This window comes from Wolbachia endosymbiont of Oedothorax gibbosus (genome assembly GCF_936270435.1).
GTDB lineage: Bacteria > Pseudomonadota > Alphaproteobacteria > Rickettsiales > Anaplasmataceae > Wolbachia.
Genome location: NZ_OW370567.1, coordinates 505,793 through 520,214, shown reverse-complemented (window position 1 = coordinate 520,214; position 14,422 = coordinate 505,793). Strand labels below are relative to the sequence as shown.

The following is a 14,422-nucleotide window of genomic DNA, read 5'->3' as shown; positions in this document are numbered from 1 at the left end:
TAATTAAAAGAGCTATATCAATACAAAATTAATACATAAAATATTATTCAAGCTCCACTTTAGTTGCTCCTGCTTCAATAAGTTTTTGCTTTATTTTTTCTGCTTCGTCTTTAGGAACATTAGCAGTCAAATCTTTAGGTAAAGATTCAACCAACTCTTTTGCTTCTTTTAAACCCAATGTAGAATTAACTTCTCTCACAGCTTTAATGACTCCTATTTTTTTACTCGCATCAATTTCTTTAATCACAACTTTATACTCAGCTTTTTCTTGAGCAGCAGGAGCAGCAACATTACCATCAACTGGCGCCCCAGCGCCAACAGCTCCGCCAAGAAAAGAACCAGCAGGCAACCCTATTTTCTCTTCTAGAACTTTTACAAGTTCAGAAGCCTCTAATAGGTTTAAAGATAATATTTTATCAACCAAATCACTTGTTACATTACTCATAATTACTACCTTACTTAACAACAAATTTATTTTTTAGAACTATAATAATCCAACGCTCTCATAAGCCTCATAGAAGATGCATTAATAGACAACGCCAATCGAGCAGGAATATTATAAGATATTAAACGCATAATTTTAATACGGAGCTCCTCCAGAGAAGGCAACTTAGCCAACTTATCAACATCCTCTGTTGTGAGCAATTGATTTGAATGAGCCGCGCAAATCACAGACATCTTTTCTTTGTTAATATTAGCAAAATCAACTATTAACTTTGCAGCTTCTACTATGCCGCTAGAGTATATAATAGCAACAGGGCCAGAAAAACTATCTGATAAATAAGAAAACCTACCAGTTCTTTCCAAAGCCAAGCGAGCTAAAGTGTTTTTTACTACCAAAACTCCACCAGCTATAGACTTTAACCTATTCCTCAGAGTTAATGAATCACTGGCATTTATAGATTTAAAATTTACCAATATCAAGAAATCATTATTTACAAACACATTGGCTATATTTTGTATAAACTCATCCTTATTTTCACGCTTCACGGCATTACTCCCCTAAATTATATCTTCTACTTTGCTTAATTTATAAGCTTTACCCATAGTTGAATTTAAAAAAACACCCTTAAAGTAAATTCCTTTCGCAGAAATAGGTTTATTATCTTTAATTACTTTAAGAAAGGCTTTTAAATTTTCTAGCAAGTCATCAACATCAAATTTAATATTTCCTAATTTACCATGAATAACACCATTTTTATCTGTTCTAAATTTTACCTGACCAGACTTAATGGTTTTAATAGCTTCTGCAATGTTAGAAGTCACAGTACCAAATTTAGGGTTAGGCATCAGCCCTTTAGCACCCAATACTTTTGCAATAGGAGTGATTTTTGCCATAAAATCAGGAGTAGTAATGCACCAATCAACATCTAATTTTCTACCTTTTTTTATTTCTTCAACTAAATCCTCTCCTCCTGCAATATCAGCACCAGCTTTTTCAGCTTCTAATAAATGTTTATCTTGAGCGAAAACAGCTACTTTAATATTCTTCCCGATACCTTTAGGCAAAACTACTGTACCACGCACCTGCTCTTCAGATTTACGTGAATCTACGCCTAAATTGACTGCAATATCAACTGATTCATTAAATTTTGCTGAAGCAGACTCAACAATCTTCTTCAAACACTGCTTAGGATTATCATTATATGTATTCATTTACCTAACCTTCCACAACTTCTATACCCATAGATTTAGCAGTACCTAAAACCATTTTCACTGCTGAATCTTCATTATCCACTTTCATATCAACCATCTTGCACTTTGCCACTTTAATTATAGCAGACATAGGTAATTTAGCCACTAATTCTTTACCAGGATTACCAGAACCTTTACTTAATTTAGTCTCCTGCTTAAGTAAATAAGCCACAGGCGGACCGCTAACAGTAAAATCATGAGAGCGATCATCCTTTATGGAAATTCGCACTGTTACTAAATCGCCTACTTTATAATTAGCGTTAGCAGTGCTAGTAACTTTATTAAAAGCTTCACAAAACTTAGGAACAGGTATACCACGTGGACCAAGTACTGAAGCAATTTTCGGTCCTGGAATTGCTTTCCCAGCTTCCATAAGTAAGTTAATCTTAGCAACTATAACACTCATAATTAATCCTCTATTTTCTCTACTTGAGCCAGATCAAGCTCTATTATTGTCGGCTTACCTAAAATTGATACTTCCACATTAATAATTTTTTTCTCATCGTTTACCATATTTACCTTACCAGTAAAATTTTGAAAAAGACCATCATTAATTTTCACTTTTTCACCTTTTTCATAACCATAACCTAACTTCTTTGTCTCTTGAGCATTATAAAGTGCATTACACATTGAGTGAATCTCATCGTCCAAAATCACCTTTGGAATATTACCATTTTTCAAAAACCCATAAACCTTAAGAGATTTTGGTATATTATTGATAAAATTCAATACTTCATCGCATAAATTCACGTATAAAAAGACATAACCAGGAAAGCATTTCCTTCGTGTAGCAATTTTCTTAGATTTCAACTCTACTTCACTTAGCTCTTCATATGGAATAAAAACTTCCTTAAAGTAACCATTAAAACCCAATCTCATAGAATTTTCCAATATATGTTGGCGCACTTTCTCTTCACAATTGGAAGCAACTCTCAAGATATACCATTTATATCTATTAAATTCTTTACACTTTAAACTTATCTCATCATCTAAAATCATCTCAAAATTACCAGATTCGCCACTGCAAAATCCAGGCGTTTGATTCAAAATATTTTTGCTTTCATCACATAGATGCATATATACATACACTTCACATAACTCTTTTATATCAGATTTTAAATTACATACCGTTTGATAAGGAATAAACACTTCCTTAAAATAAACGGCATTACTTACCAATTCGCGTATATTTTGCTCATATCCATAATCAACTTTAATGATATACCATTTATATTCACATTCCATAAATAATTCCAAATAAAGCCTTAATTACGTAAAGAGACATAAAATCCACAAAACAGAAGAAAATCGAAAAGCATAATATAACAATCATTACAACAAATAGAGATGACAACACCTCCTGTTTCTTTACCCAAGCAATTCTTCGTATTTCTTGCTTTATATCACAGAAAAAAACACACAAACTTTTTAACATTTTCACCACAACATTAATGCAGGAGCGATAGGAATTGAACCTACAACCTCTGGTTTTGGAGACCAGCGCTCTACCAATTGAGCTACACTCCTATAACTCAAACTCTCACTCCAAAATTTCAGAAACAACACCAGAACCAACAGTTCTACCGCCTTCTCTTATCGCAAAACGCAATCCCTTATCCATTGCTATCGGTACTTGCAATTCTACTTCTACACTCACATTATCTCCTGGCATTACCATCTCCTTCCCATCTAGCAATTTTATGCTCCCAGTTACATCCGTTGTCCTTAAATAAAACTGTGGTTGGTAATTCGCAAAAAATGGTGTATGCCTTCCTCCTTCCTCTTTCTTTAATATATAAACCTCCGCCTTAAACTTTCTATGCGGCGTTATCGTCCCCGGTTTTGCTAATACTTGCCCTCTCTCCACTTCTTCTCTTTTTGTCCCTCTTAACAATATTCCTACATTGAGTCCTGCACTTCCCTTATCCAGCAACTTCTTAAACATTTCTACACCTGTGCATATCGTCTTTTGCGTCCCCTTCAGACCTATTATCTCTATCTCTTCTCCCGTCTTTATCTCTCCCTTCTCTATTCTTCCTGTTACTACTGTCCCTCGCCCAGATATCGAAAATACATCCTCGATTGGCAATAAAAATGGTAAATCCACAGGCCTTGGTGGAACCGCCACATATTCATCTAACTTTTCCATCAATTTATCTATTGATTTCTTTCCATATTCGCTGCTGTCATCCTCCAGCGCTTTCAATGCAGACCCCACTACCACAGGCACTTCATCCCCTGGAAATCCGTATTTATTCAGCAATTCCCTCACTTCCATTTCTACCAAATCTATCATATCAGCATCAGCAACATCAGCTTTATTTATATACACCACGATATATCCAACACCCACCTGCTTCGCCAGCAATATATGCTCTCTCGTTTGTGGCATTGGCCCATCAACCCCTGACACTACCAATATCGCTGCATCCATTTGCGCTGCACCTACTATCATGTTCTTTACATAGTCAGCGTGTCCAGGACAATCAACGTGTGCATAATGCCTTTTTTCCGTCTGATACTCAACATGCGCTGTTGCTATCGTTATCCCCCTCTTCCTTTCTTCTGGTGCCTTATCTATCTGATCATACGCTACAAAATTCCCATAATGCTTCGTTATCGCCGCTGTTAACGTTGTCTTCCCATGATCCACATGTCCTATTGTTCCCACATTTACATGCGGCTTTCCAAATGCTTCTACTACTGCTGTCATAATTATTACCCTTAATTATACTTTAACTTTAACTCATCAACCACATATTGTGGTACTTGTTCATAACAAGAAAAATGCATACTATACTGAGCTCTTCCCTGAGACATAGAACGCAAAACGTTGATATAACCAAACATATTTGCAAGAGGCACCGAAGCAGTAATTATTTTGCTATTATTACCTAAATCCAGCATATCAGCAACATTTCCTCTTCTACTATTTATATCACCCATAACATCACCCATATATTCTTCAGGAGTAATGATTTCAACTTTCATTATAGGTTCTAACATTTTTGGACCAGCTTTATTCGCCATTTCCTTAAAAGCACCCTTAGCAGCAAGTTCAAAAGCTAAAGGACTAGAATCAACCTCATGAAAAGCACCATCAAGAAGAGTAGCCTTAAAATCAATCAATGGGAAGCCAGAAATGATACCACCTTCTTTTATCAACTCCAAGCCATTTTCTACCCCAGGAATATACTCTTTTGGAATAGCACCACCTACAATTTTACTTTCAAATTGAAACCCAGAACCAGGCTCAAGAGGTTCAAATTTTATTTTAACCTTAGCAAACTGACCAGCACCACCTGATTGTTTTTTATGAGTGTAATCAATTTCAACAGATTTAGTGATAGTTTCACGATATGCAACCTGAGGAGCACCAACGTTAGCCTCAACGTTAAACTCGCGCTTCATTCTATCAACAATAATCTCAAGATGCAGCTCACCCATGCCTTTCAATATAGTCTGTCCACTCTCTGCATTTACTGACATTCTTAAAGAAGGATCTTCTGCAACCAATCTATTTAAAGCAATACCTAATTTTTCCTGATCTGAAGTAGTTTTAGGTTCCACAGCAATTTCAATAACAGGCTCAGGAAATTCCATACGCTCTAATAATATAGGAAAATCAGGTGAACATAAAGTGTCACCAGTAATTGTTCTCTTTAATCCAACTAAGGCAACTATATCGCCAACTTTAGCTTCGTTTATATCTTCTCTGTTATTTGCATGCATAAGCAGCATTCTGCCAATTCCTTCAGTCTCATTTTTTCCTGCATTTAATACAGCAGATTTAGATTTTAACTTACCGGAATAAATACGAATAAACGTCAAGCTACCTACAAACTTATCCGTCATCACTTTAAACGCAAGAGCAACGAATTTCTCTTTTTCTGAAGGTTTAATCTCAATTTTCTTTTCTGAATCTTTAGGATCAGTTCCAATAATTACATCAACATCAATAGGAGAAGGTAAAAAGTCAACCACACCATCTAAAAGTGGTTGTACGCCTTTATTTTTAAAAGCTGATCCACATAATACAGGAACAAATTTTCCTTTAATGGTCCCATTTCTCACGCATTTTTTCAGTAAATCCACTGGTAGATCATTAGACTCAAAGTAAGTATTTATCGCTTCATCATCCATCTCAGCTGCAGCATCTAATAAAAGATTTCGATATTCTTGAGCCTTGTCAAGCAAATCAGAAGGAATATCTTCATAAGAAAATTTAGCACCCAACGTTTCTTCTTGCCATATAATGGCTTTCATAGAAATAAGGTCAATTATACCTTTGAAATCTTTCTCACTTCCTATTGGCAACTGAATGACTAGAGGTGCTGCACCAAGCTTCGTCTTTATCATATCAACACATCGATAAAAATTTGCCCCTATTCTATCCATCTTATTAACAAAGCAGATACGAGGAACACTATATTTATCAGCTTGATGCCAAACTGTCTCAGATTGAGGCTCAACTCCAGCAACTCCATCAAATACAGCAACTGCACCATCCAAAACCCTTAAAGATCTCTCAACTTCAATAGTGAAATCAACGTGACCTGGAGTGTCTATTATATTGACCCTATGATCATTCCAAAAACATGTTGTTGCAGCAGATGTGATTGTAATACCACGCTCTTTTTCCTGCTCCATCCAATCCATAGAAGCTGCCCCATCGTGTACTTCACCAATTCTATTTTGCTTACCAGTATAAAATAAAATACGCTCTGTTGTGGTAGTCTTACCAGCATCTATGTGAGCCATTATTCCTATATTTCTGTATTTAGATATCCCAATTTCCATATCACAATTAATTAGCTAACATTAAAAACGAAGATGAGAAAATGCCTTATTAGCCTCAGCCATTTTATATTTTTCTTCGCACATCTTAAACGCACCACCGCGTTTATTATAAGCATCCAGTATTTCAGATTGCAAACAATCAACAGTGGTTTTTCCACTCTTTTTTCGAGCAGCAGAAGTTGCTTTAGCAATCCACCTTAACGCTAAAGAAACCGCTCTATCTTGTCGAACTTCAACAGGCACTTGATAAGTTGCACCACCAATGCGTCGAGAACGCACTTCTATAGAAGGAGTAACATTTTCTACCGCTGTCTCAAAAATTGATAACCCACCTTCACCTATTTTCTTTTCAGCTAAAGACAAAGCGTCATAGATAATCTTTTCTGCAGTAGATTTTTTACCACATTTCATGATTGTATTAATGAAACGCATCAGCAAAACACTGCCATAACGCGAATCAGGACTTATTTCTCTTTTTTTTGCTTTATTCCGACGAGCCATAAACTTTAACCAGATTTCTTTACACCATATTTTGAACGAGCTTTCTTTCGATTTTGCACACCACGCAGATCAAGGGCACCTCTTATTATGTGATAACGCACACCTGGCAAATCTTTAACCCGCCCACCACGTATCAAAACAACAGAGTGCTCTTGTAAATTATGACCTTCACCAGGTATATAAGCTGTCACTTCACCATACCCACTAATTTTTACTCTAGCTACTTTACGGAGTGCTGAGTTAGGCTTCCTAGGAGTTGTAGTATACACCTTAGTGCAAACACCCCTCCTTTGAGGGTTGCTTTCTCCCAAAGCTGGCACCTTTTTCTTATGGGTCAACCCTAATCTACCCTTACGTATTAATTGATTTATCGTAGGCATATGTTATAAACTCAAGCTCATTAAAATAACTAAGTTTTTAGTTATAAAATAATAAACCTCAATAGTCAATATAAAAATAAAAATTACTACTCTAATAATTAAGCTCAACTGCTTTGAAAGCCATCAGTAGACTTCTTGCATCACCCCCCAAGCCACAATTGTCATTTAGTAGAAACGAAAAAGTTACTTGACAAACTCCGCCAGCCCCCTTATCATGGCATTAAGGTTATTTCTGACTCAAAACTTGTTTTTGATCTGCGCAGGTTCAATGACAAAATTCAGTAAAAAACTTAGGGTATTTTTTGGCGGATTACATAAAATTATAGCGGCTGCATGTCTTTTAAATTTTTTCTACATTCAGCCAAATCGCGCTTAAACTAAGCGTCAGCAAATTATTACAGCACCAATTTAAAGTATTAGAGAGTCAAAACCAGCACTACGGGGCTTCTTTTGCCTTTTTTTTCGTTTGATAAATTTCTTAAATGTTGTATCCGTTCAGCAGAGTGGCAAAATAGGTAGACAAGATAAACCAAAAAGATAATCATAGGGTAAACGTGAGGTAATATGATTGATCTAGAAGAGCTCTGCAAAAATTTACAGCAAAAAATAGAAAAGTTAGAAGCAAAAATAGAAAGGCTGGAAAGAGAGAATGAAAGTTTAAAAGCAGAGAACAAGGCTTTAAAGATAGAGAACACTGAATTAAAGGAGAGGCTCGGTTTAAACTCGAAAAATTCATCTCTACCAAGCTCTAGAGAGTTGTACAAAATAAAAAAGGACAAGCCAAAGAGCGACAGAAACGTCGGTGGTCAGGTTGGTCATAAAGGAAGTTTTCGCGCCAAAATGGATGCAGATGAGGTGATAAAAGTAAAGTTGTCATCTACTTGTGAATGCGGAGGAGAGATTGCAATATGCAAGGGACCGTACATTCATCAAAAAGTTGATCTTCCGTAAATTAGGCCTTATGTAGTGGAATATCAATGGTCGTTGCCGGAGATGCGGGAAAAGAAGAAGCAGTAAGTTACCAGAAGGTGTTACATCAGATACATTTGGACCAAAAGTTAAGTCAACAATCGCGGCGCTGAGCGGATTTTACAAGAACTCGAAAAGAGAAGTAGCAAATATTATAAAAAATATTTTCAACCTGGACATCAGTGTTGGTAGCGTGTCAAATAGCGAGGCTAGAGTTGCAGAAAAATGTCAAGAAGCGTATGAGCAAATCGAGCAAGAAGTAAGTACAAGTAAGGTTCTACATATTGACGAAACCAGTCACTATAACAAAGGTAAACTCGGTTGGTGTTGGATGTTTGCTAGCAATGAAGCTAGTTTTATAAAATTCAAGAGGAATGAAGGTTTTACAAAATAGTATAGCACTTCTCATAATAATCCGAACAGATCATAGAAAGGCAGAATCAACAGCATGACGAAAAGACTTGAATAGAGGAATGTTTTTCCTGACTCTGTTTTTTATAGCAAACCAATGATGTTCAATTTTGTTAAAATCTGGAGAATACGGTGGCAGATACAAAATTTCTGCACCAATCCCTTTAGCAAGCTTAATGATCTTATCAGACTTATGAAAAGTAGCATTGTCAAGAATGACAGTTTGTCCAGGTTCCAAGGTCGGTATCAAAAATTGCTCAAACCATCCATTAAAAATATCCATATTACAGTGGCCTTCAAAGGTTAATGGAGCAACTATTTTTCTTTCACTTAAAGCTGCAATCATACTGATTCGTTGAGTTTTCTTCCCAGATTTTAGGGCATAAAACCGCTGTCCCTTCTGACAATATCCATAGGGGTAGTCTTCAGTGTTGTCAATGCCAGACTCATCTATATACACTAAGTTTTTAGGTTCTTTTGTTGCTATAATTTTCAAGAATTTAGCACGTTTTTCTTCGCTTCTTTCCTTGTACCCATAGGTCTTTTTTTGCGTGTAAATCCAATTTTTTTCAGGGCTCGGTGGATAGTTTGGATACTAACGTTGCTCCAAAGTTTAGCCATTTCCAATAGAGTCTTTCCTCCGTTTTCTCTGGCAAATTTAGCAAAGGCATCCCAGTCGGTAATTTTGTGATTGTAACCTCCATTTCCAAGTTTTTTTGATTGAAAGTCACCTGTTTCTTTTCTTCTTTGCTGCCACTCCCACAAAGTAGTTCGTCCAATTTTAAATCTTGCTGCCACTGTTTCTCTGCTTTCTCCCTCGTCTAGAGCTTCCATTGCTTTTTTCCTTAAGTCATAACTATATGCTGCTGGCATACCTACCTTCACTACTACAAATCCTTATTTTACCTTATTTGGACTATTATGAAAAGTACTATAAGTTCTGCAATCGCAATAGTTTACGACAGGTATGCAGCATACAATTACTTTGCTGATAAAAACAGGCAAATCTGTTGGATCAAGAGATTTTGAAACATAGTTGAAGTCAAAGTTCTGGTTAAGAAATGTTGCTGCTGAGTTGTTTGCACTGAAAAAAGCTCTGTTAAAAAATGAGATAGATGTTTTTAGATGTAATAGTTTAGACTTGATCTGACAGGCGTGAATTAACTGACAGAAGAATTGACAAAGTCAAAACCAAAATCAGCATCCTGTTTAATGCTATCAATATTTTTCTGATAAGCAATATGCATACTATCAAAAAAGGTTTGCATAGGATAGCAATATTTACCTGAATGCGGTCTAGATCTATTGTAAGAATGCACCCAATGGTCTACATCTAACTGAAGTTCTGCCAAAGAGGTGTAAATTTTCTTTCTAAAGATAATATTGATCTTGCATAGTTCTGTGGAACCTTTCACATATGCCATTAGTCTGTGGAGAACGAGCTTTGGTTCGAGAATGATCAATATTTTCTACCCCCAAATACAGCTGGTAAGCGTGATTTTCCGGTCTGCCACAATACTCTGTACCACGATCCGTCAAAACGCGTAGTAATGATACTTTCTGTTCATCAAAAAACGGTATTACCCTATCATTAAGAAGATCTGCACCTGTGATAGCAGTCCTTTCTGTGTAAAGCTTAGCAAAAGCAACTCTAGAATAGGTATCAACAAAGGTTTGCTGGTAAATTCTTCCAATACCTTTGATATTACCCACATAATAACTGTCTTGGCTACCCAAGTATCCTGGATGCTCTGTTTCAATTTCTCCATGGGCCTCTTTTTCTTCCTTAGCCTTCTCTAGACCTCAGTTATGGATTAGAAAATAGATAAAAGTATAACTAAGAAGAGGGAAACAGGGTAAACTCGAGTATTTTAGTAATAATAAGAGGTTACCCATGAAGAAAGATATTACAGAACTGTACTGTTGCGTCGAGGATTTTTGTCGTGCGGTAGATGATAATTTTGCAAATAGGTTCTTATCAAACGGCAAAAAACCAACCAGAGTACCAGAAATAGCGCACTCAGAAATTCTAACCATAATCCTATTATACCATAAATCACCATGTAAAAACTTCAAGGCTTTTTATCTTTGTTATCTTCAGTTATTCTATAGATCAGAGTTTTCAAAGCTGCCTTCATATCACAGATTTATTGCCTTAAAGCCGCGAGTTTTGTGGTATTTAGCATTACTTTTGCAATGGTTTTGTGAACAAGCAAAAATGACCGGGATTTCCTACATAGATTCTACTTCAATAGCAGTATGCCATCGAAAAAGAATCTCAAGAAATAAGGTTTTCAAAGGATTAGCAGAGTTAGGAAAGAATACTTACGGCTGGTTTTTTGGTTTTAAATTACATGTAGTAATCAATGAAATAGGTGAAATTCAAGGTGTTACGCTAACCAGAGGTAACGTCGATGACAGAAAACCTGTACCAACTCTAACCAAAAAACTAACTGGACTTTTGTTTGGAGATAAGGGCTATATAAAGAAAGAGCTCTTTGAGAAACTATTCGATAGAGGTCTAAAACTCGTCACTAAAGTGAAAAAAGGTATGAAAAATGCACTGATTTCGCTGAAAGAGAAGATTTTACTAGGGAAAAGATCGATTGTTGAAACGGTTTTTGGCTGCCTAAAAAACAAATTTGAACTTGAGCACACTCGGCATAGATCCACAGTAAATTTCTTGGTACATATTTTTTCTACCCTCATTTCTTATTCAATGCAATCGAAAAAGCCCTGTATTTCTCAGCTTTACTTCGTTGGTTAATCCATAACTGGGGTCTCTAGAGCTGTTATCTGCTCTTCTGTTAAAATGCTGAGCTACTTTTGCTTCTAATGCCTTTAACCTCTTTTTGAAATTTTCAAGATTGTTTCTTTGCCACACTGATCTTATTCCACTTGCAGAGATGAGAATTCCTCTCTTCGTTTGCTGCTCTTTCTTGTCCATATGCTGGAAATTCTATTGCTATTTCAATTACTGCTTTTTCTATATCCTCCGATACTCTATTTGCATATAATGGCTTGCTTTTCGCTCTTCTCCTCCTGTTTCATACAGTTCTTTGAAGCGGTAAAATGTATCCCTTGAATATCCCATTACCTTACACGCCTGTGATACATTTCCTAATTGCTTTGCAAGTTCTAGCAATCCCAACTTTGGTTTTAGTATTTTTTCTTGTGTTGCCTGACACTCCTTTAAAATTTGTTCATATTTTTATCTTACTTTGTTTGCCTGTCAGATCAAGTCTAAACTATTACAACTGATGGCTGAATAATGGGAGCTGTGTGAGTCGAGAGGGTGCGCCGTGGCACGCATTAAGAAATACTTAGCAGAGCTAAGCGGGGTTCAGAATAAATGGCCTCGAGGTGAACAACTAACTTTAACCCGAAAGGGGAGGAGGACAAGAGCATGTATGTAAAGCGAGAGTTGTCTGAAGATGTGTAAGATAACGGCTTGCAACACCTGATCAATATGGTTAAAGCTAAACTGCTTGAATTCTAATCTTCAGGGGTGGGACTTCACATCCATGGGTATCACATTTAAAACCCCATGTCTACAGTAAGCACAGATTAAACTTTCGTTTGTGCGACATTCTGGCTGTAGAACGATAAGTAGTGAACTTATTTAAGAGGATGAATGGAAAACCTAAGTTGATCTAGAACAGTTCTTAGTGACGGAACATGGGATGACCTAAGGAACGCGAGTTCTATGGTTACGGAGTCATCGTAGTAGTCGTGGAAGTAACGAACCACCGGGGAATGTGGGAGAGCCACATACAGGGCAAAGGGTGACAGATAATTGAATGTTGAAATTGGGAGGTACGCAAGATGCGGAAAGCTGAAACAATACTTAACATTATACGTGAACGCGGACAAAGAAATCTGCCGGTTAAAAACGTATATCGCCTACTTTATCAGCGTGATCTTTACCTTCAAGCGTATGGTAAACTTTGTCGTAATAAAGGTGCTATGACAGAAGGTGTAACTGCTGAAACAGTTAATGGTATGTCTTTGGAGAAAATTGATAAAATCATAGAGGATTTACGCTATGAACGATATCGATGGATACCAGTAAAACGTATCTACATTTTAAAGAAGAGCGGTAAACGAAGGCCGTTAGGATTGCCAACATGGTCAAACAAGTTACTTCAAGAAGTAATCCGATTAATATTGGAAGCCTATTATGAGTCTAAATTTAGTGAGTGTTCACATGGATTCCGGCCAAAGCGTGGATGCCATACTGCATTAAAAGCAGTAACGCAAAAAGGCAGAGGTACAAAATGGTTTATAGAAGGGGATCTCAGAGCATGTTATGACTCAATTGATCATACCATATTGTTAAAAATACTGAGTGAAAGCTTTCAAGACAACCGTTTTATCCAACTAATCAATCGACTGCTAAAAGCAGGATATATGGAAAATTGGAAGTACAATAAGAGTCACAGTGGAGTACCACAGGGCTCTATTATTGGTCCAATTCTGAGTAACATATTACTCGATCGGTTAGATAAACATGTGGAACATACATTAATACCAGCAAATAACCGAGGTAAGCGAAGAAGGACAAACCCAAAATATTTAAGGTTAACCAAGCAAGTATCGATGATGAGAAAACAAGGGAATTGGGAGCAAGTAAGGCAACTGCGCCAATTAGTGCAGAGTATGCCATCTAAGGACTCTTGTGATCAAAATTATCGACGTCTTTGGTATGTTAGGTATGCTGATGATGTTCTGGTAGGGTTTGCAGGACCAAAAAAATGAAGCTGAACAAATTAAAAATGAGATTGCTAGATTCCTCAATGAGGAGCTCAAACTTATGCTTAATGAAGATAAAACGCTTATTACACACGCATGTGATAGCAAAGCCAATTTTTTGGGTTATGAAATACACGTCTTGCATGCAGATGATAAACATGATCATCGGACACAGCGGTGTATTAACGGTAGTGTTGGCTTACGTGTACCACACCATATAAAGCAGAAAAAGTGTTCTGAATATATGCGTTGTGGAAAGCCTATACATTTACCTCAACGTACAATTGATACAGCTTACAGTATTGTTGCTCAGTATCAAACTGAATATCGAGGAATTGTACAATACTACAAAATGGCCTACAACCTTCACACACTAAGTTATCTGAAGTATGTGATGGAAGTATCATTAGTAAAGACTTTAGCATCTAAATACAAAACAACTTGCAGGAAAATTTATAGAAAATTTGGTGCGATGATTGAAAACGATGAAGGTGAAAAACGAAAAGTCATCCAAATCAGAGTAGATCGTTTACCATCAAAGATACCATTAATTACACACTTTGGTGCTGTGTCGCTAAAATGGAATAAATGGGTAAGCATAAGTGATAACCTTATACCAATATGGAATAAGCGTAGTGAAATAGAGCAAAGACTATTGGCACAAACTTGTGAATTATGTAAATCACAAGAGCAGATTGAGGTACACCATGTACGTAAACTTGCTGATCTACGAAGTAAGAGTAATGTTGAACTACCTGAATGGAAGAAAAGAATGATTGAACGACAGAGAAAAACTCTTGTTGTTTGTCATGAATGCCATAAGAAAATCCAATATGGGAAATATGATGGTGATTCCTTAAAACGTTAGATTATTGGAGAGCCACGTGATACGGAAACGGTCATGCGTGGTTCGG

14 protein-coding genes, 1 tRNA gene and 4 pseudogenes are annotated in these 14,422 nt (G+C 36.6%); 5 read left to right on the top strand and 14 right to left on the bottom strand.

Features of this window, described 5'->3' with window-relative positions; all coding sequences use genetic code 11:
- Nucleotides 1-43: 43 nt before the first annotated feature.
- The 11 genes from rplL to rpsL form a co-directional block, all read right to left on the bottom strand.
- Nucleotides 44-445: a 50S ribosomal protein L7/L12 gene (rplL, locus tag NBW39_RS02630; protein ID WP_250295532.1), complete on the bottom strand. Its 402-nt coding sequence runs from the start codon at nt 443-445 to the stop codon at nt 44-46.
- A gap of 26 nt (nt 446-471) precedes the next feature.
- Nucleotides 472-990 carry a 50S ribosomal protein L10 gene (gene rplJ / locus NBW39_RS02625; RefSeq protein WP_250295531.1) on the bottom strand — a complete coding sequence of 173 codons (519 nt, stop codon included), beginning with the start codon at nt 988-990 and terminating at the stop codon, nt 472-474.
- Nucleotides 991-1,002: 12 nt separating this feature from the next.
- Nucleotides 1,003-1,656 (bottom strand): 50S ribosomal protein L1, encoded by a 654-nt coding sequence (rplA, locus tag NBW39_RS02620; protein WP_250295530.1) that lies wholly within the window; start codon nt 1,654-1,656, stop codon nt 1,003-1,005.
- Nucleotides 1,657-1,660: 4 nt separating this feature from the next.
- Nucleotides 1,661-2,101, bottom strand: a complete 441-nt coding sequence (locus NBW39_RS02615) for a 50S ribosomal protein L11 (RefSeq protein WP_250295529.1) — start codon at nt 2,099-2,101, stop codon at nt 1,661-1,663.
- 2 nt (nt 2,102-2,103) lie between these two features.
- Nucleotides 2,104-2,940: a transcription termination/antitermination protein NusG gene (gene nusG, locus NBW39_RS02610; protein WP_250295528.1), complete on the bottom strand. Its 837-nt coding sequence runs from the start codon at nt 2,938-2,940 to the stop codon at nt 2,104-2,106.
- Nucleotides 2,930-3,130: a preprotein translocase subunit SecE gene (secE, locus tag NBW39_RS02605; RefSeq protein WP_250295527.1), complete on the bottom strand. Its 201-nt coding sequence runs from the start codon at nt 3,128-3,130 to the stop codon at nt 2,930-2,932. The genes nusG and secE overlap by 11 nt, the downstream gene beginning before the upstream one ends.
- 19 nt (nt 3,131-3,149) lie before the next feature.
- Nucleotides 3,150-3,222 (bottom strand) — tRNA-Trp (locus NBW39_RS02600).
- 13 nt (nt 3,223-3,235) lie between these two features.
- Nucleotides 3,236-4,408 carry an elongation factor Tu gene (gene tuf, locus NBW39_RS02595; RefSeq protein WP_182319390.1) on the bottom strand — a complete coding sequence of 391 codons (1,173 nt, stop codon included), beginning with the start codon at nt 4,406-4,408 and terminating at the stop codon, nt 3,236-3,238.
- Nucleotides 4,409-4,419: 11 nt separating this feature from the next.
- Complete coding sequence (fusA, locus tag NBW39_RS02590) at nt 4,420-6,495, bottom strand: elongation factor G (RefSeq protein ID WP_250295526.1); 2,076 nt, start codon at nt 6,493-6,495, stop codon at nt 4,420-4,422.
- A 21-nt stretch (nt 6,496-6,516) separates the two neighbouring features.
- Nucleotides 6,517-6,996, bottom strand: coding sequence for a 30S ribosomal protein S7 (gene rpsG, locus NBW39_RS02585; protein WP_250295525.1), 480 nt, complete (start codon nt 6,994-6,996; stop codon nt 6,517-6,519).
- Nucleotides 6,997-7,001: 5 nt separating this feature from the next.
- The gene (gene rpsL, locus NBW39_RS02580) at nt 7,002-7,376 is read right to left on the bottom strand and encodes a 30S ribosomal protein S12 (protein ID WP_006279787.1); all 375 of its coding nucleotides are present in this window, start codon (nt 7,374-7,376) and stop codon (nt 7,002-7,004) included.
- A gap of 564 nt (nt 7,377-7,940) precedes the next feature.
- On the opposite strand from rpsL, the pseudogene NBW39_RS02575 reads away from it, so the two are divergent.
- A pseudogene (locus NBW39_RS02575) lies at nt 7,941-8,740 on the top strand (IS66 family transposase); the annotation flags it as partial.
- Nucleotides 8,741-8,769: 29 nt separating this feature from the next.
- Here the strand turns inward: NBW39_RS02575 and NBW39_RS02570 are convergent.
- Nucleotides 8,770-9,629, bottom strand: a protein-coding gene (locus NBW39_RS02570) for an IS630 family transposase (RefSeq protein ID WP_250294642.1) whose coding sequence is annotated in 2 segments (ribosomal slippage) — nt 8,770-9,305 and nt 9,305-9,629 — 861 coding nt in all. Because the reading frame shifts where the segments join, the coding sequence is not laid out codon by codon here.
- 62 nt (nt 9,630-9,691) lie between these two features.
- On the opposite strand from NBW39_RS02570, the pseudogene NBW39_RS09075 reads away from it, so the two are divergent.
- Nucleotides 9,692-9,882: pseudogene (locus NBW39_RS09075) on the top strand (IS66 family transposase); the annotation flags it as partial.
- A 34-nt stretch (nt 9,883-9,916) separates the two neighbouring features.
- Here NBW39_RS09075 and NBW39_RS02560 read toward each other — a convergent pair.
- Nucleotides 9,917-10,556: pseudogene (locus NBW39_RS02560) on the bottom strand (integrase core domain-containing protein); the annotation flags it as partial.
- A gap of 94 nt (nt 10,557-10,650) precedes the next feature.
- Between NBW39_RS02560 and NBW39_RS02555 the strand changes: the two are divergent.
- Entirely contained in the window at nt 10,651-11,523 is an 873-nt protein-coding gene (locus NBW39_RS02555; protein WP_250294632.1) for an IS982 family transposase, read from the top strand.
- 48 nt (nt 11,524-11,571) lie between these two features.
- Here NBW39_RS02555 and NBW39_RS02550 read toward each other — a convergent pair.
- Nucleotides 11,572-11,955, bottom strand: a pseudogene (locus tag NBW39_RS02550) (helix-turn-helix domain-containing protein); the annotation flags it as partial.
- Nucleotides 11,956-12,581: 626 nt separating this feature from the next.
- Here NBW39_RS02550 and NBW39_RS02545 point away from each other — a divergent pair.
- Together NBW39_RS02545 and NBW39_RS02540 are read left to right on the top strand one after the other, a co-directional pair.
- Nucleotides 12,582-13,514: a reverse transcriptase/maturase family protein gene (locus NBW39_RS02545; RefSeq protein WP_250294717.1), complete on the top strand. Its 933-nt coding sequence runs from the start codon at nt 12,582-12,584 to the stop codon at nt 13,512-13,514.
- Entirely contained in the window at nt 13,495-14,376 is an 882-nt protein-coding gene (locus NBW39_RS02540; RefSeq protein WP_250294716.1) for a group II intron reverse transcriptase/maturase, read from the top strand. Before NBW39_RS02545 ends, NBW39_RS02540 begins: the two co-directional genes overlap by 20 nt.
- Nucleotides 14,377-14,422 lie beyond the last annotated feature (46 nt).